Source organism: Nocardioides sp. BGA-UO-ETr-FS32, assembly GCF_059567905.1.
Genome location: NZ_JCAQOX010000015.1, coordinates 535,296 through 557,664, shown reverse-complemented (window position 1 = coordinate 557,664; position 22,369 = coordinate 535,296). Strand labels below are relative to the sequence as shown.

The 22,369-nt window shown below is 72.6% G+C and carries 19 protein-coding genes; 13 read left to right on the top strand and 6 right to left on the bottom strand.

Annotated elements, in window-relative coordinates:
* Positions 1-4: 4 nt before the first annotated feature.
* Positions 5-655 (top strand): CDP-alcohol phosphatidyltransferase family protein, encoded by a 651-nt coding sequence (locus AC57BS_RS16150; protein WP_496412456.1) that lies wholly within the window; start codon positions 5-7, stop codon positions 653-655.
* On the top strand, positions 655-1,113 hold the full coding sequence (locus AC57BS_RS16145) for a VTT domain-containing protein (RefSeq protein WP_496412455.1): 459 nt from the start codon (positions 655-657) through the stop codon (positions 1,111-1,113). The genes AC57BS_RS16150 and AC57BS_RS16145 overlap by 1 nt, the downstream gene beginning before the upstream one ends.
* A gap of 19 nt (positions 1,114-1,132) precedes the next feature.
* Here the strand turns inward: AC57BS_RS16145 and AC57BS_RS16140 are convergent, their stop codons facing one another.
* The 4 genes from AC57BS_RS16140 to AC57BS_RS16125 form a co-directional block, all read right to left on the bottom strand.
* Positions 1,133-2,326: an ABC transporter permease gene (locus AC57BS_RS16140; RefSeq protein ID WP_496412454.1), complete on the bottom strand. Its 1,194-nt coding sequence runs from the start codon at positions 2,324-2,326 to the stop codon at positions 1,133-1,135.
* Positions 2,323-3,204, bottom strand: coding sequence for an ABC transporter ATP-binding protein (locus AC57BS_RS16135; RefSeq protein ID WP_496412453.1), 882 nt, complete (start codon positions 3,202-3,204; stop codon positions 2,323-2,325). Before AC57BS_RS16135 ends, AC57BS_RS16140 begins: the two co-directional genes overlap by 4 nt.
* 80 nt (positions 3,205-3,284) lie before the next feature.
* Positions 3,285-3,953 carry a response regulator gene (locus AC57BS_RS16130; RefSeq protein ID WP_496412452.1) on the bottom strand — a complete coding sequence of 223 codons (669 nt, stop codon included), beginning with the start codon at positions 3,951-3,953 and terminating at the stop codon, positions 3,285-3,287.
* Positions 3,953-5,281: a sensor histidine kinase gene (locus AC57BS_RS16125; RefSeq protein ID WP_496412451.1), complete on the bottom strand. Its 1,329-nt coding sequence runs from the start codon at positions 5,279-5,281 to the stop codon at positions 3,953-3,955. The genes AC57BS_RS16130 and AC57BS_RS16125 overlap by 1 nt, the downstream gene beginning before the upstream one ends.
* 215 nt (positions 5,282-5,496) lie before the next feature.
* On the opposite strand from AC57BS_RS16125, the gene AC57BS_RS16120 reads away from it, so the two are divergent.
* Positions 5,497-6,843, top strand: coding sequence for an HNH endonuclease (locus AC57BS_RS16120; protein WP_496412450.1), 1,347 nt, complete (start codon positions 5,497-5,499; stop codon positions 6,841-6,843).
* 29 nt (positions 6,844-6,872) lie between these two features.
* Complete coding sequence (locus tag AC57BS_RS16115; RefSeq protein ID WP_496412449.1) at positions 6,873-7,208, top strand: YnfA family protein; 336 nt, start codon at positions 6,873-6,875, stop codon at positions 7,206-7,208.
* A 76-nt stretch (positions 7,209-7,284) separates the two neighbouring features.
* Here AC57BS_RS16115 and AC57BS_RS16110 read toward each other — a convergent pair whose 3' ends face one another.
* Positions 7,285-7,545, bottom strand: a complete 261-nt coding sequence (locus AC57BS_RS16110) for a hypothetical protein (protein ID WP_496412448.1) — start codon at positions 7,543-7,545, stop codon at positions 7,285-7,287.
* 267 nt (positions 7,546-7,812) lie between these two features.
* Here AC57BS_RS16110 and AC57BS_RS16105 point away from each other — a divergent pair, with 267 nt between their 5' ends.
* On the top strand, positions 7,813-8,529 hold the full coding sequence (locus tag AC57BS_RS16105) for a hypothetical protein (RefSeq protein WP_496412447.1): 717 nt from the start codon (positions 7,813-7,815) through the stop codon (positions 8,527-8,529).
* A 19-nt stretch (positions 8,530-8,548) separates the two neighbouring features.
* Here the strand turns inward: AC57BS_RS16105 and AC57BS_RS16100 are convergent, their stop codons facing one another.
* Positions 8,549-9,748, bottom strand: coding sequence for an acyl-CoA dehydrogenase family protein (locus tag AC57BS_RS16100; RefSeq protein WP_496412446.1), 1,200 nt, complete (start codon positions 9,746-9,748; stop codon positions 8,549-8,551).
* A gap of 130 nt (positions 9,749-9,878) precedes the next feature.
* Between AC57BS_RS16100 and AC57BS_RS16095 the strand changes: the two genes are divergently transcribed.
* From AC57BS_RS16095 to AC57BS_RS16060, 8 genes are all read left to right on the top strand, one after another.
* Positions 9,879-10,907: an iron ABC transporter substrate-binding protein gene (locus tag AC57BS_RS16095; protein WP_496412445.1), complete on the top strand. Its 1,029-nt coding sequence runs from the start codon at positions 9,879-9,881 to the stop codon at positions 10,905-10,907.
* 83 nt (positions 10,908-10,990) lie between these two features.
* Positions 10,991-12,484: an ABC transporter permease gene (locus AC57BS_RS16090; protein ID WP_496412444.1), complete on the top strand. Its 1,494-nt coding sequence runs from the start codon at positions 10,991-10,993 to the stop codon at positions 12,482-12,484.
* Entirely contained in the window at positions 12,481-13,545 is a 1,065-nt protein-coding gene (locus AC57BS_RS16085; RefSeq protein ID WP_496412443.1) for an ABC transporter ATP-binding protein, read from the top strand. Before AC57BS_RS16090 ends, AC57BS_RS16085 begins: the two co-directional genes overlap by 4 nt.
* Positions 13,542-16,103, top strand: coding sequence for an AMP-binding protein (locus AC57BS_RS16080; RefSeq protein WP_496412442.1), 2,562 nt, complete (start codon positions 13,542-13,544; stop codon positions 16,101-16,103). The genes AC57BS_RS16085 and AC57BS_RS16080 overlap by 4 nt, the downstream gene beginning before the upstream one ends.
* 67 nt (positions 16,104-16,170) lie before the next feature.
* Positions 16,171-17,955, top strand: a complete 1,785-nt coding sequence (locus AC57BS_RS16075; protein ID WP_496412441.1) for an acetyl/propionyl/methylcrotonyl-CoA carboxylase subunit alpha — start codon at positions 16,171-16,173, stop codon at positions 17,953-17,955.
* A 72-nt stretch (positions 17,956-18,027) separates the two neighbouring features.
* Positions 18,028-20,013, top strand: coding sequence for a hypothetical protein (locus AC57BS_RS16070; RefSeq protein WP_496412440.1), 1,986 nt, complete (start codon positions 18,028-18,030; stop codon positions 20,011-20,013).
* Positions 20,014-20,045: 32 nt separating this feature from the next.
* Positions 20,046-20,678, top strand: coding sequence for a TetR/AcrR family transcriptional regulator (locus tag AC57BS_RS16065; RefSeq protein WP_496412439.1), 633 nt, complete (start codon positions 20,046-20,048; stop codon positions 20,676-20,678).
* Positions 20,675-22,369 (top strand): FAD-binding dehydrogenase, encoded by a 1,695-nt coding sequence (locus AC57BS_RS16060; protein ID WP_496412438.1) that lies wholly within the window; start codon positions 20,675-20,677, stop codon positions 22,367-22,369. Before AC57BS_RS16065 ends, AC57BS_RS16060 begins: the two co-directional genes overlap by 4 nt.

Here is a 22,369-nt window from a genome sequence, read left to right as displayed (position 1 = left end):
CACCGTGGGGAGCGGGGAGCAGGGCGGGCAGGGGGGTTGGTCGGCGCAGCCGGTGGCCGATCCGGACAACCTCTACGGCGTACGCGTCGAGCGGCTGCTGACGGGCGCGACGGTGATCACGGCGGTCCGCACCATTGTCTCCGTGGTCCTGGCTGCGACCGCGGCCTACGAGCAGAGCCTGACCCTGCTCGTCGTCGCACTCGGCGTCTACTGGGTCGGCGACATGCTCGACGGGTTCTACGCGCGGGTCCGCGACTGCGAGACCCGGATCGGCGCGGTCCTCGACATCATGTGCGACCGCTTCAACGCAGCAGCGTTCTACATCGGTCTCGCGTGGCTCCAGCCCGACCTGTCGCCCGCGATCTTCGTCTATCTCGCCGAGTTCATGGTGGTCGACTTCTTCCTGTCGATCGCGTTCCTGGCGTGGCCGGTGCGCAGCCCCAACTACTTCTTCGTCGTCGACCGGCCGATCTGGCTGTGGAACTGGTCCAAGCCCGCCAAGGCCGTCAACAGCGCGCTCTTCGCCGTGCTGCTGCTCGTGACCGGCTGGATGTGGGTGGGGCTGGCGATCGCCTCGGCCCTGCTGGTCCTCAAGTGCGTGTCACTCCACCGACTGGTGCGGATCGGACTGCCCGTGCCCGGAGCCGTCGGCTGATGCTCTTCTGGAGCGTGCTGGGCGCGTCGATAGGCTCCGCCCTGCTCCCGCTGATCAACATCGAGGCCATCCTCGCGGTGGCCGTCACCCAGGCGCCGCACCACATGTGGGGGCTGATCGTCGCGGCCACGGTCGGCCAGATGCTGGGCAAGATCATCTGGTACTGGGGCGGCATGAACCTCGACCGCGCACCGTGGGTGCACCGCCAGCTGCAGAAGCCGAAGGCGAGGGCGTCGCTCGAGACGTGGCACGCACGCGCCGAGGGCCGCCCCTGGTTCACCGCCGGCCTGCTCTTCGTGTCGGCGAGCACCGGCATCCCGCCGTACGCCGTGACCGCCGTGCTGGCCGGCACCCTGGGCGTCCCGTTCTGGATCTTCATGGTGACCGGCCTGCTGGGCCGCGGGCTGCGGTTCTGGGCCGTGGTGACGGGGACCTCGTCGCTGGTCGACCTGTTCTGAGGTCCCCGTCTGCCGGGGGCTACTCGGCGGCGGCCCAGGCCTGGCGGAGGCTGACCCGACCACCGGTCTGCAGCAGCGCGCGGCGGTAGAGGCGCTCGCCGATCCGGACGGTGACGGCGGCGAAGACGGCCAGCAGGCCCAGGGCGAGCAGCGGCTCCCACCACTCCACGCCGCCGGCGAGGATCCGCTTGGGCATCACGACCGCCGAGACCGGCGGGACGTACGACGCGATCACCTGGGCGCGGCCGTCGAGCGAGACGCCGCCGAAGAACATCACGAGCATCAGCATCGTCAGCGGGGTCGAGGTCGCCTGGAGGTCCTCCGTGCGGGAGGCGAGCGAGCCCGCGACGGCCCACAGGCAGGCCAGTGCGACGAAGCCGGCGAAGAAGAACCCGATGAACCAGGCCGTCGGGCCGGACAGCGCCGGCACGTACGACTTGTAGGGCGTGAACGACATCCCGACCAGCCCCACCGCGAGGTAGACCAGGAGCTGGATCATCGCCAGGGCGGTGTTGCCCAGGACCTTGCCGGCCAGCAGGTGCCGCAGCGGGATCGCTGCGGCGATGATCTCCACGATGCGGCTCTGCTTCTCCTCGATCACCGAGGAGGCCAGCTGCATGCCGAAGACCAGCGCGGCGAAGTAGAACAGGAAGACGAACACGAAGCCGACGGCCTCGGCGACGCCGGCCCGCTCGGCGTCACCGCGCAGGAAGTCGGTGGTGACCGTGCTGCCGGCCTCGAGCGCCTCCACGGAGGTGCCCGCGCTCGCGGCGTTGTCGGCGAGGACCTGCTGGCGTACGACGGCGCGGGCGACGGCGGTCAGCGCGTCCTGCTCGCTCGACTCCGACGTCAGCTGCCAGCCGTCGTCGGTGGGGTGCAGCCAGGCATCGGCCTCGTCCTCGCGCAGCGCGGTCTCGGCGGCGGCCTCGTCGTCCGTCTCGAGGACCGTGACCTCGACCGTGTCGTCGACCTCGGGTGCGGCCTCGGCGATCGCCCCGGCCATCGCGACCGCGTCGGGCGTGGCGGCGAGGGTGATCCGCTCGGTGCGCTCCTCCTGCCAGGCCGAGAAGCCGATGAAGCCCGCGATCAGCACGACCATGAACGCGGTGCCCAGCAGGAACGACTTGTCGGTGATCCGCGAGACGACCTCGCGGCGGGTGACGAGGAGCCACGCGGGGTCGGTGTTCCTGCCGGCGTCCTGGTCGGTGCTCATGCGGTGGCCTCCCGGTAGATCTCGCTGAGTGCCGGGCGGACCCGGACGAACTCGTGGACGTCGCCGCGGCTCGTGGCCTCGGCGACGAGGTGCTGCTCGGCGCCCTCCTGACGGACCTCGACCAGCGCGGTCGCCCCGTCGAGGTCGAGGACCTCGAGCCCCCGCTGGTCACGCACCCAACCGGCGTCGCCGCCGAGGACGAGACGGAAGCGCGGCACCCCCGCGTCGCGCAGCTCCGTCACCGTCCCGGCGGCGACCCGGCGTCCGTGGGCCAGCACGACCAGGCGGTCGCACAGGCGCTCGACAAGGTCGAGCTGGTGGCTGGAGAAGAGGACGGGGATCCCGTCGCTCGTGTGCTCCCGCAGCAGGTCGACCATCGAGTCGACCGCGATCGGGTCCAGCCCCGAGAACGGCTCGTCGAGGACCAGCGCGGCCGGCCTGGGCAGCACCGAGGCGATGATCTGCACCCGCTGCTGGTTGCCCAGCGACAGCTTCTCCAGGTGGTCCTTGGTCCGCCCGCCGAGGCCGAACCGCTCCAGCAGCTCGCTCACCTGGGTCCGCGCCGCGACGCGCCCCAGACCCTTGAGCTGAGCGATGTAGACGAGCTGGTCGAGGATCGGCTGCTTGGGGTAGAGACCGCGCTCCTCGGGCATGTAGCCGAACGTGCGGCGGTCCAGCCGGGTGATCGGCCGGCCCTGCCACAGCACCTCCCCCTCGTCGATGCCGAGCACGCCCATGACCATGCGCATGGTCGTCGTCTTGCCCGCGCCGTTGCCGCCGACGAAGCCGGTCATCTGACCGGCCGGCACCTCGAACGACACGTGGTCCACGGCGGTGTTGTCACCGAACCGCCTGGTCAGCTCCCGGATCTCCAGCATGGCGACGACGCTAGTGACGCACGCGCGTCACCGGATCCCCCGCGCGACGGAACCTCCGGGTGGAGCCGGCGAGGGGCCGCTCACTCCTCCGTCGGGAGGATGAGGCCGGCCTCGTACGCCCAGACGACCGCCTGCACCCGGTCGCGCAGGTGGAGCTTGGCGAGGACGTTGGAGACGTGGGTCTTCACCGTCGCCTCGCCCAGCACGAGCTCGGCGGCGATCTCGCCGTTGGAGCGCCCACGACCCAGGAGCACGAGCACCTCGCGCTCGCGTGCGGTGAGTCGCGCCAGCTCGTCGGGTTCGGTGCGAGGGACCGGCGTCGGTCCACCCGCCATCCTCGCGATGACGCGCCGGGTCACCTCCGGCGCGAGCAGCGCGTGGCCGCGACCGGCGGCGCGTACGGCGTCGAGGAGCTGCTCGGGGCCGGCGTTCTTGAGCAGGAAGCCGCTGGCGCCTGCCCGCAGGGCGTCGAAGAGGTAGTCGTCGCGGTCGAAGGTGGTCAGGATGACGACGTGCCCGAGGTCCTCGGCGACGAGGTGGCGGGTGGCCTCGATGCCGTCCATGCGGGGCATCTGGACGTCCATCAGCACCACGTCGGGTCGCGTGGCGCGTGCGGCCTCGAGGGCCTGGAGCCCGTCGGCGGCTTCTCCGACGACCTCGACGTCGTCCTCGACCGAGAGCACCATCGCGAAGCCCGAGCGGACCATCGCGTGGTCGTCGACGAGCAGGACCCTGAGCGGCGCCTCCATCACGACGCCCCGAGCGGGTAGCGCACCCGCACGCGGTAGCCGCCGGTGACGCGCGGGCCGATGTCGACCTGGCCGTCGTGGGTCGCGGCACGCTCGCGGATGCCGAGCTGCCCCAGCCCGCTGCCGGAGGTCCCGTGGCGGGGCCGGCCGTTGTCGACCACCTCGACCTCGGCGTACGCCGCGGACTCGTCGACGCGCACCACCACGGAGACCGTGTCGGCGGTGCTGTGACGGCCCACGTTGGTGAGGGCCTCCTGCACCGTGCGGTAGACCGCGAGCCCGATGCCGCGCGGGAGGCGCCCGGTCGCACCGGGCTGCGCCTCGACCACGTCGAGGTGGACCGCGAGCCCGTGCCCGCGGACCCCGTCGACGAGCTCGGGCAGGTCGCCGATGCCGGCGTCGGTCGTACGCGCCCCCGTGCCGTCGCCCTCGCCGTCCCCGGCGCCCTCGCGCAGCGTGCCGAGCAGCCGCCGCATCTGGGTGACCGCGTCGCGGGAGGCGTCCTCGACGTGCGACAGGGCCGTACGCGCGGCGTCCGGGTCGCGGTCGAGGACCCGGCGTGCGGCTCCGGCCTGGATGCCCATCGCGGACACGCCGTGGGCGACCACGTCGTGCAGCTCGCGGGCGATGCGGAGGCGTTCGTCGACGACGGCCTGCTCGCGCAGGCGACCGGCCTGGGCGGCGATGGTCGTGGCCTGCTCCTGGAGCCGCAGGCGTTGCCGGGCGGCGCGCCAGGACACGCCCCCGCCGACGATGGCACCGCCGAAGTAGAGGGCGTTGACCAGCAGGGTGATCGCGACCGCGGCCGGGATCGGCGGGAAGAGGCCGAGGCGCTCGGGCGACTCCTCCTCGTCGAGCCACTCCTGGAGGGCCGAGCCGGCGGCGAACTGCCAGCCGATCCAGGCGAACATGAAGAGCACGATGGTGCCGACGACGACCGCCATCGCGCGACGGTCACGCGCCCAGGCCACGCCCGACAGGAGCGCCACGAAGTAGACGATCTGCAGCGACATCTGGCCCATCACCTCGGGCATGCTCACGCCCGCGACGAACATGTGCAGCGCGGCCAGGCTCGCCACGACCAGCGGCCACCGCCTGCGGCCGAGCAGCAGGACGGCGCCGGACGACACCGCCAGCCACTGGGTCCACACCGGGACGTCGGTGCGGTCGAGGCCGCCGGCACTCCGCACGAGCTCGAGGGCCAGCAGGCTGATCGCCTCGACGCTCGCGGCGAGCACCACGTCCTGGCGGCCGATCGGTGGCCGCGGGCGCTCCCAGGTGTCGTCGACGCCGAACCACGTGAGGACGCGCTGGCTCGTGCTGGACATGGGGCGAGGGTAGGGCGAGGTGGGTGCCGGCGGATCCGTCGGGAGGAGGAGATGCGAGGGGTGCCGTTCCCGCGCCGCTCGAAGGAGCGCCTGCGCTGGGTCCGACGGCACTGCGACGGACCACAGGTAGCCACCAATCGTCCACACCGGCCCCCTTCGCCCGACTGTCCACAGGCCGCCCGGTGACTGTCGGTGCCCCCTGATTGAGTGGTCGCATGTCCGGCACCCAAGCCCCTCTCACCGCAGCCGCGATCGCGGCGATGCGGCGCGAGGTGCAGGTGTCGCTCGACGCGTCGAGCGGACTCGACGACGTGGGGCGGGTCGACCTCATCCGCGCGCTCGAGGAGCTGGTCTGCACTGCCACCGCGGCGCAGGCAGCGCACGCTGCAGATCTGGCAGAGTCGGTCGAGGCGGACCACGACGCCCTCGGCGTCCCGGCCGCCCGCCGCGGCCAGGGCGTCGGATCGATGGTGGCTCGGGCACGCCGCGAGTCGCCGCACCGCGGCCAGCGCCACCTCGGTCTGGCACGGGTCGTGCGGACCGAGCTGCCGCACACGTGGGCGGCGTGGCGGGCCGGTCGCGTCACCGAGTGGCGCGCGACCGTGGTGGCGCGCGAGACCGCTTGCCTGTCCCTCGAGCACCGGTTGGCCATCGACGAGATGTTGGCCTCTGACCACGACGCTTTCGAGGCGATGAGCGACCGAGAGGTCGTGGGTCGCGCGCAGTCCGAGGCAGCGCGGCTGGACGCGGAGGCAGTAACGGCCCGCCGGCGCAAGGCCGAGTCCGAGCGCCGCGTCTCGATCCGCCCCGCTCCCGACACGATGGTCTGGCTGTCCGCCCTGCTGCCCGTGGCGGCCGGCGTCGCTGCGTTCGCCGCCCTCACCCGCGACGCCGAGAGTGCTGTCGCGCAGGGCGATCCGCGCACCAAGGGCCAGGTGATGGCCGACGAGCTGGTTCGGCGCGCCCTGGGCTCGGAGATCGCGGACGGTGATGACGACACCTCGTGCTCGGGTCGCTCCACCCGCCCCGTCGACCTCAACCTCGTGATGTCCCACGAAGCGCTCCTCGGCACGGCCGACGACGAGGCTCGCCTCGCCGGCTTCGGCCCGATCCCGGCCGAGCTGGCCCGCGAGATCGTCGCCAGGGCCCTCGGCGCCGGCGAGGAGCTCTGGCTCCGTCGGCTCTATGCCTCGCCGACCACGGGCGAGCTCGTCGCGATGGACAGTCGCGCTCGTCTCTTCCCTGCCGGCCTCGCCCGCCTCATCAAGCTGCGTGACCAGCTCTGCCGTACGCCGTGGTGCGATGCTCCGATCCGCCACGTCGACCATGTGGTTCGACACGGGGCCGATGGAGCCACGTCCGCCACGAACGGGCAGGGATTGTGCGAGGCCTGCAACTACGCCAAGGAAGCACCTCGCTGGCGAGCCAGACCCGGGCCGGGCGGCACCGTGACCACCACGACACCGACCGGCCACTCCCGCACCACCAGGCCGCCGCCGATCGCGACGGTCACGCGGCGTGACCTCCCGGTCCTGACGATCGACTACGTCCTCGCCGGCTGACCGCGTGCCGCGGCTGCCACACTCCGCCCATGACGATCGCGAAGTCACTCGTCCTGTTCGCCCTCGCCGCGCTGGCCGAGATCGGGGGTGCCTGGCTGGTGTGGCAGGGCGTGCGCGAGCACCGGGGGTGGCTGTGGATCGGCGCTGGCGTGATCGCGCTGGGCCTCTACGGCTTCGTCGCCACACTGCAGCCGGACGCGAACTTCGGACGGATCCTGGCGGCGTACGGCGGTGTCTTCGTCGCCGGCTCACTCGCCTGGGGCATGGCCGTGGACGGCTTCCGCCCGGACCGCTACGACATCACTGGCGCGCTGATCTGCCTCGTCGGCGTCGCGGTGATCATGTACGCCCCGCGGCCAGCCTGAGTCCCGACCCGCCTGGACCGAGCCTCGCCAGGCACCGGTCTGCGTCAATGAAACCGGCAGCCGATGTGCGCGTCAGTCAGATCCAGCCGCCGCGCGAGCCGGACCCGACCCGTGCGCCAGGGGCGCGGTCGAAAGGTGCCTTGAGGGCGTCCAGGGTGAGGCCCGCGAGAAACACCACCACCGAGCCGCCGACCAGGAGCGCCAGCACGGGGGGCAAGCTGCGCGTCGCCAGGGCGACGACGGCGCAAGAAGCGAAGAGGGCAAGGGCGGCACCCGCACCGAAGACCTTCCACGACACGCGGCGGGCGGCCGTCCGGATGTCACCACTGAGGCTCATGACTTGAGTGTGGCGCACACCGGTCGCAGATGTACTGGCCAGGCAGCTGATACCGCTGCGACGAGCCGATCGACCGAGCCTGCGAGGACTGCAGCGGGGTCGTCGTTGGCGGGCTCGAGCCCATCACGGGGACCGAAGGTCTTCACACATCGCCGGACGCAATGATCCCAGGAGGTCGCTGGCCGACCAGCCCCTCGGTGCGCGCCCTCGCGGAGGCATGAGGCCACGCTGCGCCCGCTCGTCCGGCCGCGGACGTAGGGTCGCTCCATGAAGCTCCGTCTCGGCGCCGTCAGTCTCCTCGTGGCCTTCTCGGCCGCCTGCGCCGGTTCTGGGCGGTCGTCCGGCGACGACGCGGAGCACGCTGATCCGTCGTCGTCGTCGTCGGCGAGCGAGCAATCGTCCACCCCGACCTCCACCCCGACCTCCACCCCGACTTCGACGCCGGACGCCACGGGCCCGTGCGCTCTCCTCACTGCGGCCACGATCCGCGAGCTGGCGGGCGAGGAGCTGCAGGGACAGGAGGCGACCGTCCCCGGATCGGACCTCCCCTCCTGCATCTACGGGCGCCTCGACGGCGTGGGCGTGCAGGTGGCCCAGGTGCCGGCAGGCGAGTGGGCCCGCGCCCTCCCCGCCCTGGCGGACCAGATCGAGGCGGCGGATGCTCTCGGTGACCCCGGGCTCCGGCGCCGGCTCGAGGAGGCGACGCAGATGATCGAGAGCGGGAGGACGATCCCTTCCGAGCGAGCCTGCGGACTCTTCACCGACATGCTCGAGCTGCAGGGCGACGTCCCCGCAGGGTCGGACTACGCCATCACCTACATCCCGAGCGACAAGGATCCCCAGGCCGCGTCGGGGCAGGCCTGCGTCGACGGCACCTTCACCTCCGTCGGCGTCGGCATGCCCGGCCTGGAGGCGGACGCGGAGCTGGAAGCTGCCCTGGAGGCCGCCCTCCAGGAGGCGCTGGCGAGCACCACCTCGTCGTGACGGGCGACGGGACGCCGGCTCACTCGACCGGCAGCCCGAGCCCCCGCGCGATCAGCATCCGCTGCACCTCGGAGGTGCCCTCACCGATCTCGAGGACCTTGGCGTCGCGGTAGAACCGGGTGACCGGGTACTCCTCCATGAAGCCGTAGCCGCCGAAGACCTGCGTCGCGATGCGGGTCGCGGTCACCGCGGACTCCGTGGCGTACAGCTTGGCGACGGCCGCGGCCTGCTTGAAGGCGGCCATCGACACCGACGAGGAGCCGGCGTCCATCGCGTCCTTCATCGCGGCCGCCTTGTAGGTCAGCAGCCGCGAGGCGTCGAGCATCACCTGCAGGTCGGAGACCTGGAAGGCGAGACCCTGCTTGCGACCGATGGGCCCGCCGAAGGTCTGCCGCTCGCCGGCGTACTGCACGGACATGTCGAGGCAGGCCTGGATGCAGCCGACCGCGAGGGCAGCGATCGCGACCCGGCCGTCGTCGAGCGTGGCGAGGAACTGCGCGTAGCCGCGACCGCGCTCGCCGAGCAGGTTGCCCTCGGGCACGCGGGCGTCGTCGAAGGACAGCGGGTGGGTGTCGGAGGCGTGCCAGCCGAGCTTGTCGTAGGCCTTCTCGGCGGTGAAGCCGGGCGTGCCCGCGGGCACGATGATCGTCGAGATCTCCGGTCGGCCGTCGGCCCGCTCGCCGGTGCGCGCGGTCACCGTCACCAGCGAGGTGATGGAGGAGCCGGAGTTGGTGATGAACTGCTTGGCGCCGTTGACGACCCACTCGCCGTTCTCGAGGACCGCCTTCGTCTTCGTCGCGCCGGCGTCGGAGCCGGCACCCGGCTCGGTGAGGCCGAAGCCCGCGATCGCGTCGCCGGCGACCAGGTCGGGCAGCCAGGTCTTCTTCTGCTCGTCCGTGCCGAAGGTGAGGATCGGGTTGATGCCCAGGCCCACCGCTGCCTCGAGCGTGATGCCCATCGACTGGTCGACGCGGCCGACCTCCTCGATCGCCAGGCACAGCGAGGTGAAGCCCCCGTCCTCGCCGGCCATCCCGGCGCCGCCGAACTCCTCCGGCGCGGTCAGTCCCATGAGCCCGAGCGCGCCCATCTTCTGCACGACGTCGGTCGGGAAGTGGTGGTCGCGGTCCCACTGCGCGGCGTGCGGCGCGATCTCGGCCTCGGCGAAGTCACGGACGCTGCGGCGGAACTGCTCGTGCTCGGGGGACAGCTCGAAGGTCATGCCTCGCATGCTAGCGCCAGCAGGTTAGCGATCGCTAACCCCGGTGAGACCAGCATCACGGGCTCGATTCCCCCACGGCGGCCGGACGGGTCTAGAGTTAGGCGAGCCTAAGCAAAGTAAGGACACCCTCGTGACGACTCCCCCGCGCCGCGCCACCTCCCGTACGGCTGTCGCCCTCGCCGGCAGCCTCCTCGCCGCCTCCGCCCTGTCGGGCTGCGGCGTCTTCGGCTCTCCCGACCTGGTGGTCTACAACGCCCAGCACGAGCAGCTGCTCGACGAGATCATCCCGCTCTTCGAGGAGGAGTCCGGCCTCGACGTCGAGCTCCGCCACGGCAAGGACCTCGAGATGGCGAACCAGATCACCGAGGAGGGCGAGGACTCCCCCGCCGACGTCTTCCTCACCGAGAACTCCCCCGCGATGAGCATCGTCGACAACGCCGGCCTGTTCGCCGAGCTGCCCGAGTCCGCGACCGCCACCATCCCGGACGAGTACGTCCCCGCGGACCGCACGTGGACCGGCTTCCTGGCCCGCTCCACCGTCGCGATGTACAACACCGACACCATGACCGAGGCCGACATGCCCGCCTCGATCCTCGACTTCGCCGACCCCGAGTGGCAGGGCCGCGTCGCCTTCTCCCCCACCGGCGCCGACTTCCAGGCGATCGTGTCCGCCGTCCTCGAGCTCGAAGGCGAGGAGGCCACGGCGGAGTGGCTCGCCGGGCTCGAGGCCAACGGCGTGATCGTGCAGAACAACCTCGTCGTCATGCAGTCGGTCGACTCCGGTGAGGTCGACGCCGGCATCGCCTACCACTACTACTGGTACCGCGACCGCCAGGAGAACGGCACCGACTCCGACACCTCCGCGCTCCACTTCTTCGGCGACCAGGACCCCGGCGCCTTCCTCAGCATCTCCGGCGCCGGCATCCTCGCCAGCAGCGAGAACACGGAGGCCGCGGAGGAGTTCGTCACCTGGCTCACCGGCACCGAGGCGCAGCAGGCGATGGCGGAGTCGTACGCGCTCGAGTACCCCCTCAACCCCGACGCCAGCCTCGACCCCGAGGTCAAGCCCTTCGACGAGCTCGAGCCGCCGGCGGTCGACGTGGCCAACCTCAACGGCCCGCAGGTGACCGAGCTGATGACCGCGGCAGGCCTGCTCTGACCACGACCACGACCCCCACGGCCCGGACAGCCACCGGGTCCGACCGCCGCACCCCGCCGCTGCTCCTGGTGGCGGGGGCGGCCGTGGCCGTTCTGGCGCTGGTGCCGCTGGCCTACGTGGCCTCCTACGTCGTGGCGATCGGCCCCGTCGACCTCTGGCAGCTCCTGGCCCGGCCGCGGATCGCCGAGCTGCTGCGCAACACGATCACGCTTGCGCTCGCATGCATGGCGGCGACCGCCGTGCTCGGCGTCGCGCTCGCCGTCCTCGTCGAGCGCACCGACCTGCCGGGACGACGCCTGTGGCACGGCCTGCTGGTCGCCCCGCTCGCGGTGCCCGCCTTCGTCAACGGCTACGCCTGGGTCTCCCTCGACCGCGGCATCAACGGGTTCGGCGGCGCGTTCGCCGTCGTCACGCTGTCCTACTACCCGCTCGTCTACCTCCCCGTCGTGGCGATGCTGCGCCGTCTCGACCCGGCGCTGGAGGAGACGGCGTTCTCGCTCGGCCACTCGCGCGCCCGCACCTTCCGCACCGTCGTGCTGCCGCAGCTGCGGCCCGCCCTGCTCGGCGGCGCCCTGCTCGTGGGCCTGCACCTGCTCGCCGAGTTCGGCGCGCTGTCGCTGCTGCGGTTCCCGACGTTCACCACCGCGATCTACGACCAGTACGGCTCGACCTTCAACGGCGCAGCGGCGACCGCCATGGCCGGCGTCTTGGTGCTGCTGTGCCTGGTCCTGCTGCTGGCCGACCTGCGCCTGCGCGGCGACCGGAGGTACGCCCGCGTCGGTCGCGGCGCCGCCCGGGCCGCCGTCCCGCTCGCTCTCGGCCCCTGGCGCCTGCCCCTGCTGGCGACGGTCGGCACCGTCGTCGTCCTCGCCCTCGGCGTGCCAGCGTTCTCCCTGCTGCGCTGGCTCGTCGCCGGCACCTCGACGGAGTTCCCGGTGGCCGAGCTCACCGAGGCGCTCGCCGCCACCCTCGCCCTCGCCCTCGCCGGCGCGGTCGTCACCACGTTGGCCGCGATCCCGGTCGTCTGGCTCGCCGTACGCCACCGTGGCTGGGCGAGCACCGTGATCGAGCGCAGCACCTACGTCGCCAACGCGCTGCCGGGCATCGTGGTCGGCCTCGCCCTCGTGGTGGCCTCGCTGCGCCTGGTCCCGGTCGTCTACCAGACCGCCGGACTGCTCGTCGCCGCCTACGCCATCCTCTTCCTGCCCCGCGCCGTGGTGACCGTGCGCGCCGGGCTCGAGCAGGCACCGGTGGTGCTCGACGACGTCTCCCACAGCCTCGGCCTGGGTCCGCTCGCCACCGCCCGGCGGGTCACCCTGCCGCTCATCGCGCCGAGCCTCGGTGCCGGCGCGGCCCTGGTCTTCCTCGCGATCTCCACCGAGCTGACGGCCACCCTGATGCTCTCGCCGATCGGCACGAGCACCCTGGCGACCGAGTTCTGGTCGGCCTCGTCCGAGCTCCGCTACGGCGCCGCCGCCCCGTACGCCCTGCTGCTCGTGCTGGTCTCGATCCCCGCCACGGTGCTGCTGATGCGCGCCGACAGCCCCGCTGCCCACACCGAGAGGGTTCCGGCATGAGCTCGCTCAGCATCACCGGCGTCACCAAGTCCTTCGGCACCGGCCCGACCGCTACCCGGGCCGTCGACGACGTCACGCTCCACGTGCCGCACGGCTCGTTCACCACGGTGCTCGGACCCTCCGGCTGCGGCAAGACCACCCTGCTGCGCCTCATCGCCGGCTTCCTCGTGCCCGACGCGGGCAGCATCGCCTTCGGCGACACCACGGTCGCCGGCGACGGCGTACGCCCGGTCCCGCCGCAGGGGCGCCACGTCGGCTACGTCCCGCAGGAGGGAGCGCTGTTCCCGCACCTCGACGTCGCCGCCAACATCGCCTTCGGGCTGCCGGGGCATGCTCGCGGCGGCCAGGAGGGTCGTGACCGCGTGGCCGAGATGCTCGACCTCGTCGAGCTCCCCGCACACTTCGCCGGCCGCCGCCCCGACGAGCTCTCCGGCGGGCAGCAGCAGCGGGTCGCGCTCGCCCGCTCGCTCGCACCGCAGCCTGCCGTCGTGCTCCTCGACGAGCCGTTCTCCTCGCTCGACGCGAGCCTGCGCGGCACGACCGCCATCGCCGTACGCCGGGCGCTGGCGGCGACCGGCACGACCGCGCTGCTGGTCACCCACGACCAGAACGAGGCGCTCTCCCTCGCCGACCAGGTCGCCGTGATGCGCGGCGGCCGGCTCGTGCAGTCGGCACCGCCGGCCGAGGTCTACCTCTCACCGAGCGACCCGCAGGTGGCGGAGTTCGTCGGCCGCGCCGTGGTGCTGCCCGGCACCGCCACCGACGCCCGCGCCACGTGCGCGCTCGGCGAGGTCGTGCTGTCCGAGGCGGCCACCGGTCCCGTCGCGCTGATGATCCGGCCCGAGCAGGTCTACGTCGACCTCACGCACGCCGAGGGGGTGCGCGGCTCGGTCGAGGAGGTCAGCTACTACGGCCACGACTGCGCGGTCCAGGTGCGCCTCGACGACGGCACGCCCGTGCTGGCCCGGATGGCCGGCGTACGCCACCCCGTGGCCGGCGACACGGTCCACCTCCGCGTGACCGGGCTGGTGCGCGCCTACCGGCCGGCGGGGGCGCCGTGACCCTCACGTCCCCCCAGCCGGAGCTCCGGACCGCGACAACCGTCGGACCGGTCCTCGACCACGCCCGGTTCGGCGACGCCCCCGCGGTCGTGGCCGACGGCACCGTCCTCAGCCACGCCGACCTCGCACGCCGGGTCGCCGACCGCGCGGCGACCTGGGGCCGGGCCCGGCGCCTGGTGCTGGTCGAGGGCGCCAACGACCTGGACTCGCTCGTCGCCTACCTCGCCGCGCTCCAGCACGGCCACGTCGCACTCGTCGTGCCCGACGGCCGTCCCGACCAGCGCGACGCGACGATCGCCGCCTACGACCCGGACGTCGTGTGCACCACGGCCGCACCCGACGACGTACGCCGCCCGCTCAGCGCCCACGAGCTGCACCCCGACCTCGCGCTGCTGCTCAGCACGTCGGGCACGACCGGGTCGCCCAAGCTGGTGCGGCTCTCGCACGCCAACGTCGCCAGCAACGCCGCCGCCATCGCCGACTACCTCGACCTCACCCCGGCCGACCGGGCGATCACGGCCCTGCCGCTGCACTACTGCTACGGCTTGTCGGTGCTGCACTCGCACCTCGTCGCGGGCGCCAGCGTGGCGCTGACCGACCTGAGTGTCGTCGACGAGTGCTTCTGGGACCTCTTCGCCCGCACCGGCGCGACCACCCTCGCCGGCGTCCCCCACACCTTCGACCTCCTGGCCGCCAGCGGCTTCGAGGACCGCGACCTCCCCACCCTGCGCCAGGTGACCCAGGCCGGCGGCCGGCTCGCCCCGGACGACGTACGCCGCTGGAGCCGGCTCGGCCGCACCCGCGGGTGGGACCTCGTCGTGATGTACGGCGCCACCGAGGCGACGGCCCGGATGGCGTGGCTGCCGCCCCACCTCGCCGAGGACCACCCGGGCTCGATCGGCGTCGCGATCCCCGGCGGGCGCCTCCACCTCGACGAGGCCGCGGACCAGCGGCCCGGCGTGGGCGAGCTCGTCTACTCCGGCCCCAACGTGATGCTCGGCTATGCCACGACCCCGGCCGACCTGGCGCTCGGCCGGGTCACCACCGAGCTGCGCACCGGCGACCTCGCGCAGCAGCGCGACGGGCTCTTCGAGGTGGTCGGCCGCCGCAGCCGTCGCGGCAAGGTGTTCGGGCTCCGCATCGACCTCGACGCCGTCGAGCAGCACCTGCGCGCCGAGGTCGACCGGCGCGCCCGGGTCGTCGCCACCGACCACGCGGTGCACGCGTTCGTCACCAGCGGTCGCGGGAGCGGCGCCGCGCGGACGCTCGTGGCCGACCGCTGCGGCGTACCTCTTCACGCCGTGAGGGTCACCGTCGTGCCGCAGGTCCCGCACACCTCCTCAGGCAAGCCCGACTACTCCGCGCTGGCGGAGCTGGCCGCGCTGGCCGAGGAGCAGGCCGGCCAGTCCGACACCGCCGCGGTCCGCAACGGCTCCGTCCGCTCCGACTTCGTCCGCGTGCTCGGGAGGCCCGACGCCGCCGACACCGACTCGTTCGTCGACCTCGGCGGCGACTCGCTGTCCTACGTCGAGCTCTCCACGCGGCTCGCCCAGCACTTCCCCGGAGGGCTGCCCGCCGGCTGGCACACGCGCGCCATCGGCGACCTCGAGCGCCTGGCGCAGGACGGTGCCGCCGGCAGCGACCGCAGGCCGGGACGCCGGTCGCGCCTCGACACGACCGTCGGGCTGCGGGCGCTCGCCATCCTCTTCGTGGTGACCAGCCACGTCGACCTCGTCGCGCTCGAGGGCGGAGCGCACCTGCTGCTCGCGCTCGCCGGCTTCAACTTCGCCCGGTTCCAGCTCTCGGCGACGGGCGACGCGCGTACCCGCCTGCGCCACGGCCTGTCCGGCCTCGCGCAGCTCCTCGTGCCCTCGGTGCTCTGGGTGGGCGGGGTCGCGCTCCTGCTCGGCACCTACGACCTCGCGACCGTGCTCTTCGTCCGCGAGGTGGTCAACGGCTCGGAGTGGGACGACCAGTGGCAGCTGTGGTTCCTCGAGTCGCTCGTGTGGCTCACGGTCGCGGCCCTCGCCGTCACGACCCTGCCGGTGCTGCACCGCCTCGAGAGGCGTACGCCGTTCCGCTTCGCCCTCGGCGTGCTCGCTGTCGCCACCCTCGCCCGTCTCGCCGAGGTGGGCTGGCGCGCCGGCGCCACCGAGCGCTACACGATCCTCGTCGTCGCCTTCTTCTTCGCCCTCGGCTGGGCCGGGGCGCGTGCGACCACGACCCGCGAGCGGTGGTTGGTCACCGCGCTGGCGGTCGTGATGACCGTCGGCTTCTTCGGCCAGCCGCACCGTGAGGTCATCGTGCTGGGCGGGTTCCTGCTGATGCTCTGGGTGCCGCACGTGACCGTGCCGGCGCCGCTCGCGCGGGCTGCGGGCGTGCTCGCCGGGGCGAGCCTGTTCATCTACCTCACCCACTGGCAGGTCTACCCGCCGCTCGAGGACGCCGGCCACCAGTGGCTCGCCCTTGTGGCGTCCCTCACAGTCGGGATCACCTACTCGCGCATCGTGCGTCCGGTGCATCAGGCTGTCGGTCGCGCCGTGCTCGGGGCGCGGTAGCCTGCCGAGCGGTACGCCCCCAGCTTCCCCTCGCCGCCCAGCCCACTGCACCGCCAGGAGTCCTCGCGTGAGCTTGAAGAAGGTCCTCATCGCCAACCGCGGCGAGATCGCCGTCCGCGTCGTCCGTGCCTGCAAGGACGCCGGCATCGGCTCCGTCGCGGTCTACGCCGACCCCGACCGCGACGCCCTCTTCGTACGCCTCGCGGACGAGGCGCACTCCCTCGGCGGCGCCACGCCCGCCGAGTCCTACCTCGACATCGCGAAGATCATCGCGATCGCCGAGAAGTCCGGCGCGGACTCCGTGCACCCGGGCTACGGCTTCCTCGCCGAGAACGCGGACTTCGCGCAGGCCGTCATGGACGCCGGGCTGATCTGGATCGGCCCCCCGCCGGCCGCGATCGAGGCGCTCGGCGACAAGGCCAAGGCCAAGCACATCGCCGACAAGGCCAACGCCCCGCTCGCGCCGGGCACCAAGGACCCGGTCGCCGATGCCGACGAGGTGGTGGAGTTCGCGAAGGCCAACGGCCTGCCCGTCGCGATCAAGGCGGTCTTCGGCGGTGGCGGTCGCGGCCTCAAGGTCGCCCGCACGCTCGAGGAGATCCCCGACGCCTACGAGTCCGCGGTCCGCGAGGCCGTCACCGCGTTCGGTCGCGGCGAGTGCCTGGTGGAGAAGTTCCTCGACAAGCCGCGCCACGTCGAGACCCAGTGCCTGGCCGACCAGCACGGCAACGTCGTCGTCGTCTCCACCCGCGACTGCTCGCTGCAGCGCCGCAACCAGAAGCTCGTCGAGGAGGCCCCGGCTCCGTTCCTCACCGACGAGCAGCTCACCGAGCTCTACGAGTCGTCAAAGCGGATCCTCAAGGAGGCCGGCTACTACGGCGCCGGCACCTGCGAGTTCCTCGTCGCGCAGGACGGCACCATCTCCTTCCTCGAGGTCAACACCCGGCTGCAGGTCGAGCACTGCGTCTCCGAGGAGGTCACCGGCCTCGACCTCGTGCGCGAGATGTTCCGCATCGCCGCCGGCGAGGAGCTCGGCTACGACGACCCCGAGATCCGCGGCCACTCCATCGAGTACCGCATCAACGCCGAGGACGGCGGCCGCAACTTCATGCCCGCGCCGGGCACCCTCACCCGCTGGCACGCGCCCGCCGGTCCCGGCGTACGCCTCGACGGCGGCTACGACCAGGGCGAGACCATCCCCGGCTCGTTCGACTCCCTCATCGCCAAGCTCATCGTCACCGGCCGCGACCGCACCCAGGCGCTCGAGCGCTCGCGCCGCGCGCTCGACGAGTTCGTCGTCGACGGCATGCCGACCGTGATCCCGTTCCACCGCGCGGTCGTCCGCGACCCGGCCTACGTGGGCGCCTCCACGCCGTCCGGCGAGGGTGAGTTCACCGTCTACACCCAGTGGATCGAGACCGAGTTCGACAACCAGATCGAGCCCTACTCCGGCGACACGGCCGAGGCCGACGAGCCGGGCGAGCGGCAGAAGGTCACCGTCGAGGTCGGCGGCCGCCGGCTCGAGGTCGTCCTGCCCGCCGGGCTCGGCGGGCTCGCGATCGGCGGCGCCAACGGTGGTGCCGCAGGCGCCAAGAAGTCCAAGCGGTCGGCCAAGAAGGCGGGCGCCGCGGCCTCCGGCGACTCGGTCACCTCGCCCATGCAGGGCACGATCGTCAAGGTGGTCGTGGAGGAGGGCCAGGAGGTCGCCGAGGGCGACACCGTCGTCGTCATGGAGGCGATGAAGATGGAGCAGCCCCTCAAGGCCCACAAGGCCGGCACCGTCACCGGCCTCCAGGCCGAGGTCGGTGCCACGGTCACCAACGGTGCGGTGATCTGCGAGATCAAGGGCTGACGCAGCCACGCCGTCAGGTGTAACTTGACGCCACTGCCGGCGCTCGTACCGGCCCATGTCGCGGGGGCGCCCATGTCCGTACGTCGTCGAGCCGGCCTGGTCGTCCTCGCGTTGCTGGGTGCCTGGTTCCCGATCCTGGCGGTCTCCCCGGCCGGCCACGCCGAGGAGCAGTCGCTGCCGGGCCACGTGACCATGGTCAGTGAGTCCGGGGACTGGGTGGGCGGCGGCGTCTCACGCGCCTACCGCGGCACCTTCTCCTTCTGGGCGAGCCAGACCTCGGTCCATCTTGCGGCCGGCCCCTTCACCTTCGACTTCGTCGCGCCGGCGGGGCGGACCCTCGCGCCCGGCCGCTACCCCGGCGCCACCCGCTACCCCTTCCAGGAGGTCGGCGAGCCCGGCCTCGACGTGTCCGGCGACGGCCGAGGGTGCAACGAGCTGACCGGATCCTTCACCGTCCTCGACATCGCCCCGGACCGGCTGTGGATCTTCTACGAGCAGCACTGCGAGGGTGGCGACCCTGCGGTCTTCGGCGAGATCAGGTTGGGGTACGGCGAGGCCGACAGCCCGCTCGGCGTCGAGGCCGGCATCATCGGCTGGCCCTCGGAGCACCCGGGGGTCCCGGTGCGCCCCTATCCCGTCAGGGTGGCGAACAACGGCGACACCCCGGCCTCGGTGACGAGCACCGTCGTCGCCGGCGGCGACGACTTCACGGTGATCAGCAACGGGTGCCCGGCGTCCCTCGCGCCCGGTGCGACGTGCACCGTCCACGTCGGATTCACCCCTGGCCGCGCCGGCCCCCGGCTCGGGCTGCTGGAGATCTCGGACGGCCGCGGCAACCTCCGCGAGATCAGCCTGTCCGGCATCGGCATCAGCGGGCGGACGGCGTGGCAGATGTCGGGCGACACGGGCGACTACATCAGCGGCGGCCGTTCCTATGCCTACACGCCACAGCAGGGCGCCCGGTTGGGCGGCGGCGGCACCGAGACCTACGCCTGGATGAGCGCGGACCACGCCGACGACTGGTGGTCGGCCAGCTTCGAGGCTCCGCAGGGACAGATACTGCTGCCGGGCCGCACCTACACCGGCGCCACCCGCTACCCGTTCAACTCGGGCAATGCGGGACTGAGCGTCAGCGGCAGCGGTCGCGGCTGCAACACGCTCACCGGGCAGTTCACCGTGCACGAGGCGACGTACGACAACGGCTACCTGACGGCCTTCCGGATCTCGTTCGAGCAGCACTGCGAGGGCGGGACACCCGCGCTGCGCGGCGAGGTCTCCTGGCGGGCCGTCGACCCTGACGCTCCGACGCCCGACACGACACCGCCCGCCCCGGTCTCGGGCCTGGCCGCTGGCCCGGCGGGGCCCGCCGTCCAGCTGACGTGGGCCAACCCCACTGACGCCGACTGGGTGGACACGGTCATCCTCGGTGCCAGCGGCACGCAGGCGGTCACCGAGGGACGCCTGGTCTACGACGGCCGCCGCACCTCGACCCTCGTGACCGGCTTCCCGACCTGGCTGCCCTACACGCTGACCGTCTTCACCGAGGACACGTCGGGCAACCTGAGCCCCGTCCGCACGGTCACGATCCCGGCCACCACGTCAGCGCCCACGTCCCCGGAGCCGACCCTCGACCCCACACCGTCGCCGACGCCCACACCAACGCCGACGCCGACGCCGGCGCCGACCGAACCGACCACGGCCCCGACCACACCCGTTCCGCCACCCCCACCCCCCACCAGCGGCACCGCGCCCACGCCGATGCCTCGCGCGGTCGAGCTCCGCGCCGCCCGCCTCTCCAGGCGCGAGGTGAGGTTCGACGGACGGGCCGGCGACTGGGCGGCCGGTGCCCGAGCGGTCCTCCAGCGCAGGTCCCCAGCCGGCTGGGCCAAGGTCGCCGTGCGGCGCTTCTCACCTTCCGGCAGGGTTCGGTGGCGCCTCGACGTGCCGCGGCGACCGGTCCGGCGGTTCCGCCTCGTGGCGCGGATCGACGGCGAGGTTCTCAGGTCCGCACCCGTCCGGGTCGACGCGAGGGGCGCGCGGATCGCCACACTTAGATAGCAAGTACTCACTTTTTATGTGAGGATGCCGGTGTGATCGACACCGGACCCACCCGCCGTACGCAGGCGCAGCGCCGCGAAACGACCATCACCGCCCTCCTCGACGCGACGGTGCGCTGCCTGACGGAGCGCGGGTACGCCGCCACGTCGACCGCTGCCGTCTGCGCGGAGGCGGGCGTCAGCCAGGGCGCGCTGTTCCGCCACTTCCCGACCCGACAGGCCCTGCTCGTCGCGACCGCGGAGCACGTCGCGGTCCGCAACGTGGAGGAGTTCCGCACGACGGTCGGGTCAGACGTGGACACCGTCGACGACGTCGCCGCCGTGCTCGCGCACCTGCGCACCGTCGTCCTCTCCCCCGCCAACCAGACCTGGCGCGAGCTGCTCGTCGCCGCCCGCTCGGACGCCGACCTGCGTACGGCCCTCCTGCCGGCCCGCGAGTCGCTGCAGGCGCAGGTGCTCGCCGCGGCCGCGGACCTCTGGGGCGACCGGCTGCCCGCCGAGGACCTCCCCGCCGTGCTCAGCATCGTGATCAACATGCTCGACGGGCTGGCCTTCTCCGCCCTCGACCCCGACCCCAGCGCCGCCCCCGGCCGTACGGTCGAGGGGGCCCTGCGCCTGCTCGCCGAGATGGTCGTCAGCCACTACCCCGAGCAGGAGACGCGATGAGCGAGCCCACCTTCACCCCCGACGTCATGGTCGTCGGCGCCGGCCTGGCCGGCCTCGTCGCCACCCACGAGCTCGCCCTCGCGGGCAAGCGGGTGCTGGTCCTCGACCAGGAGAACCACCACAACCTCGGCGGCCAGGCCTGGTGGTCGCTCGGCGGACTGCTGTTCGTCGACAGCCCCGAGCAGCGCCGGATGGGCATCACCGACTCCCCCGAGCTCGCCTGGCAGGACTGGCAGGGCTCGGCGCAGTTCGACCGCCTCGGCGACGGCACCGACGGGCCCGGTCGCGGCGAGGACTTCTGGCCGCAGCAGTGGGCGCAGGCGTACGTCCGCTTCGCCCACGAGGAGAAGCGCGACTACCTCCGCGCCCTCGGCCTGCGCTCGCTGCCGTTCGTCGGGTGGGCCGAGCGCGGCGACGGCCGGGCCACCGGCCACGGCAACTCAGTGCCCCGCTTCCACCTCACCTGGGGCACCGGCCCCGAGGTCGTACGGATCTTCGCCGAGCCGGTCCAGGCGGCGGAGGCCGACGGGCTCGTACGCTTCGCGTTCCGCCACCGGGTCGACGAGCTCCTCGTCGAGGACGGCGCGGTGGTGGGCGTGCGCGGCACCGTGCTGGCCGACGACGACTCCGCGCGCGGCGTGAAGTCCTCCCGCGAGGCGACCGGCGACTTCGAGCATCGCGCCGTAGCGGTCGTGGTCACCAGCGGCGGCATCGGCCACAACCACGAGCTGATGCGCCGCAGCTGGCCGACCGAGCGCGTCGGGCCGGCCCCCGAGCACCTGATCTCCGGTGTGCCTGCGCACGTCGACGGCCGCATGCAGGGCATCGCCGAGACCGCCGGTGCCACGATGGTCAACCGCGACCGGATGTGGGCCTACACCGAGGGCATCCACAACTGGGACCCGGTCTGGCCCGACCACGCGATCCGGATCCTGCCCGGCCCGTCGTCGATGTGGTTCGACGCCACCGGCAAGCGGCTCGAGGGCATGTCGGGCGTGCCCGGCGCGGACTCGATCGGCGCGATGAAGCAGATCCTGGCGACCGGCCACGACTACTCGTGGTTCGTGCTGACCCAATCGATCATCGAGAAGGAGTTCGCCCTCTCCGGCTCCGAGCAGAACCCCGACATCACCGGCAAGGACGTGAAGTTCCTCGCCAAGACCCGGCTCGCCAAGGGCGCTCCCGGTCCGGTCGAAGCGTTCAAGGAGCACGGTGTCGACTTCATCGTGGCCGACGACCTCGCCGACCTGGTGACCGGCATGAACGAGATCGCCCGCGGACCTAAGCTCGACGTCGAGGACCTCGAGCGACACATCGTGGCCCGCGACCGCGAGCTCGACAACGCCTTCACCAAGGACGTCCAGGTGATGGCGATCCACAACGCCCGCCGCAGCCGTACGGACAAGTTGATCCGGGTCGCGAAGCCCCACAAGATCCTCGACCCGACCCACGGCCCGCTCATCGCCGTACGCCTCAACATCCTCTCCCGCAAGACGCTCGGCGGGCTCGAGACCGACCTCGACGGGCAGTGCGTGGCCGCCGACGGCTCGCGCATCCCCGGCCTGTACGCCGCGGGCGAGGTCGCGGGCTTCGGCGGTGGCGGCGTGCACGGCTACAACGCGCTGGAGGGCACGTTCCTCGGCGGCTGCATCTTCTCCGGGCGGGCGGTGGGGCGAGCACTGGCCCGCTGA

What these genes read in the sequence shown, in the direction of transcription:
- AC57BS_RS16070 (WP_496412440.1), top strand. Translation starts at nt 18,028, where the DNA reads ATGTCCGTACGTCGTCGAGCCGGCCTGGTCGTCCTCGCGTTGCTGGGT.
- AC57BS_RS16110 (WP_496412448.1), bottom strand. Translation starts at nt 7,545, where the DNA reads ATGAGCCTCAGTGGTGACATCCGGACGGCCGCCCGCCGCGTGTCGTGG.
- AC57BS_RS16135 (WP_496412453.1), bottom strand. Translation starts at nt 3,204, where the DNA reads ATGCTGGAGATCCGGGAGCTGACCAGGCGGTTCGGTGACAACACCGCC.
- AC57BS_RS16140 (WP_496412454.1), bottom strand. Translation starts at nt 2,326, where the DNA reads ATGAGCACCGACCAGGACGCCGGCAGGAACACCGACCCCGCGTGGCTC.
- AC57BS_RS16130 (WP_496412452.1), bottom strand. Translation starts at nt 3,953, where the DNA reads ATGGAGGCGCCGCTCAGGGTCCTGCTCGTCGACGACCACGCGATGGTC.
- AC57BS_RS16125 (WP_496412451.1), bottom strand. Translation starts at nt 5,281, where the DNA reads ATGTCCAGCACGAGCCAGCGCGTCCTCACGTGGTTCGGCGTCGACGAC.
- AC57BS_RS16100 (WP_496412446.1), bottom strand. Translation starts at nt 9,748, where the DNA reads ATGACCTTCGAGCTGTCCCCCGAGCACGAGCAGTTCCGCCGCAGCGTC.
- AC57BS_RS16060 (WP_496412438.1), top strand. Translation starts at nt 20,675, where the DNA reads ATGAGCGAGCCCACCTTCACCCCCGACGTCATGGTCGTCGGCGCCGGC.
- AC57BS_RS16115 (WP_496412449.1), top strand. Translation starts at nt 6,873, where the DNA reads ATGACGATCGCGAAGTCACTCGTCCTGTTCGCCCTCGCCGCGCTGGCC.
- AC57BS_RS16085 (WP_496412443.1), top strand. Translation starts at nt 12,481, where the DNA reads ATGAGCTCGCTCAGCATCACCGGCGTCACCAAGTCCTTCGGCACCGGC.
- AC57BS_RS16145 (WP_496412455.1), top strand. Translation starts at nt 655, where the DNA reads ATGCTCTTCTGGAGCGTGCTGGGCGCGTCGATAGGCTCCGCCCTGCTC.
- AC57BS_RS16120 (WP_496412450.1), top strand. Translation starts at nt 5,497, where the DNA reads ATGTCCGGCACCCAAGCCCCTCTCACCGCAGCCGCGATCGCGGCGATG.
- AC57BS_RS16105 (WP_496412447.1), top strand. Translation starts at nt 7,813, where the DNA reads ATGAAGCTCCGTCTCGGCGCCGTCAGTCTCCTCGTGGCCTTCTCGGCC.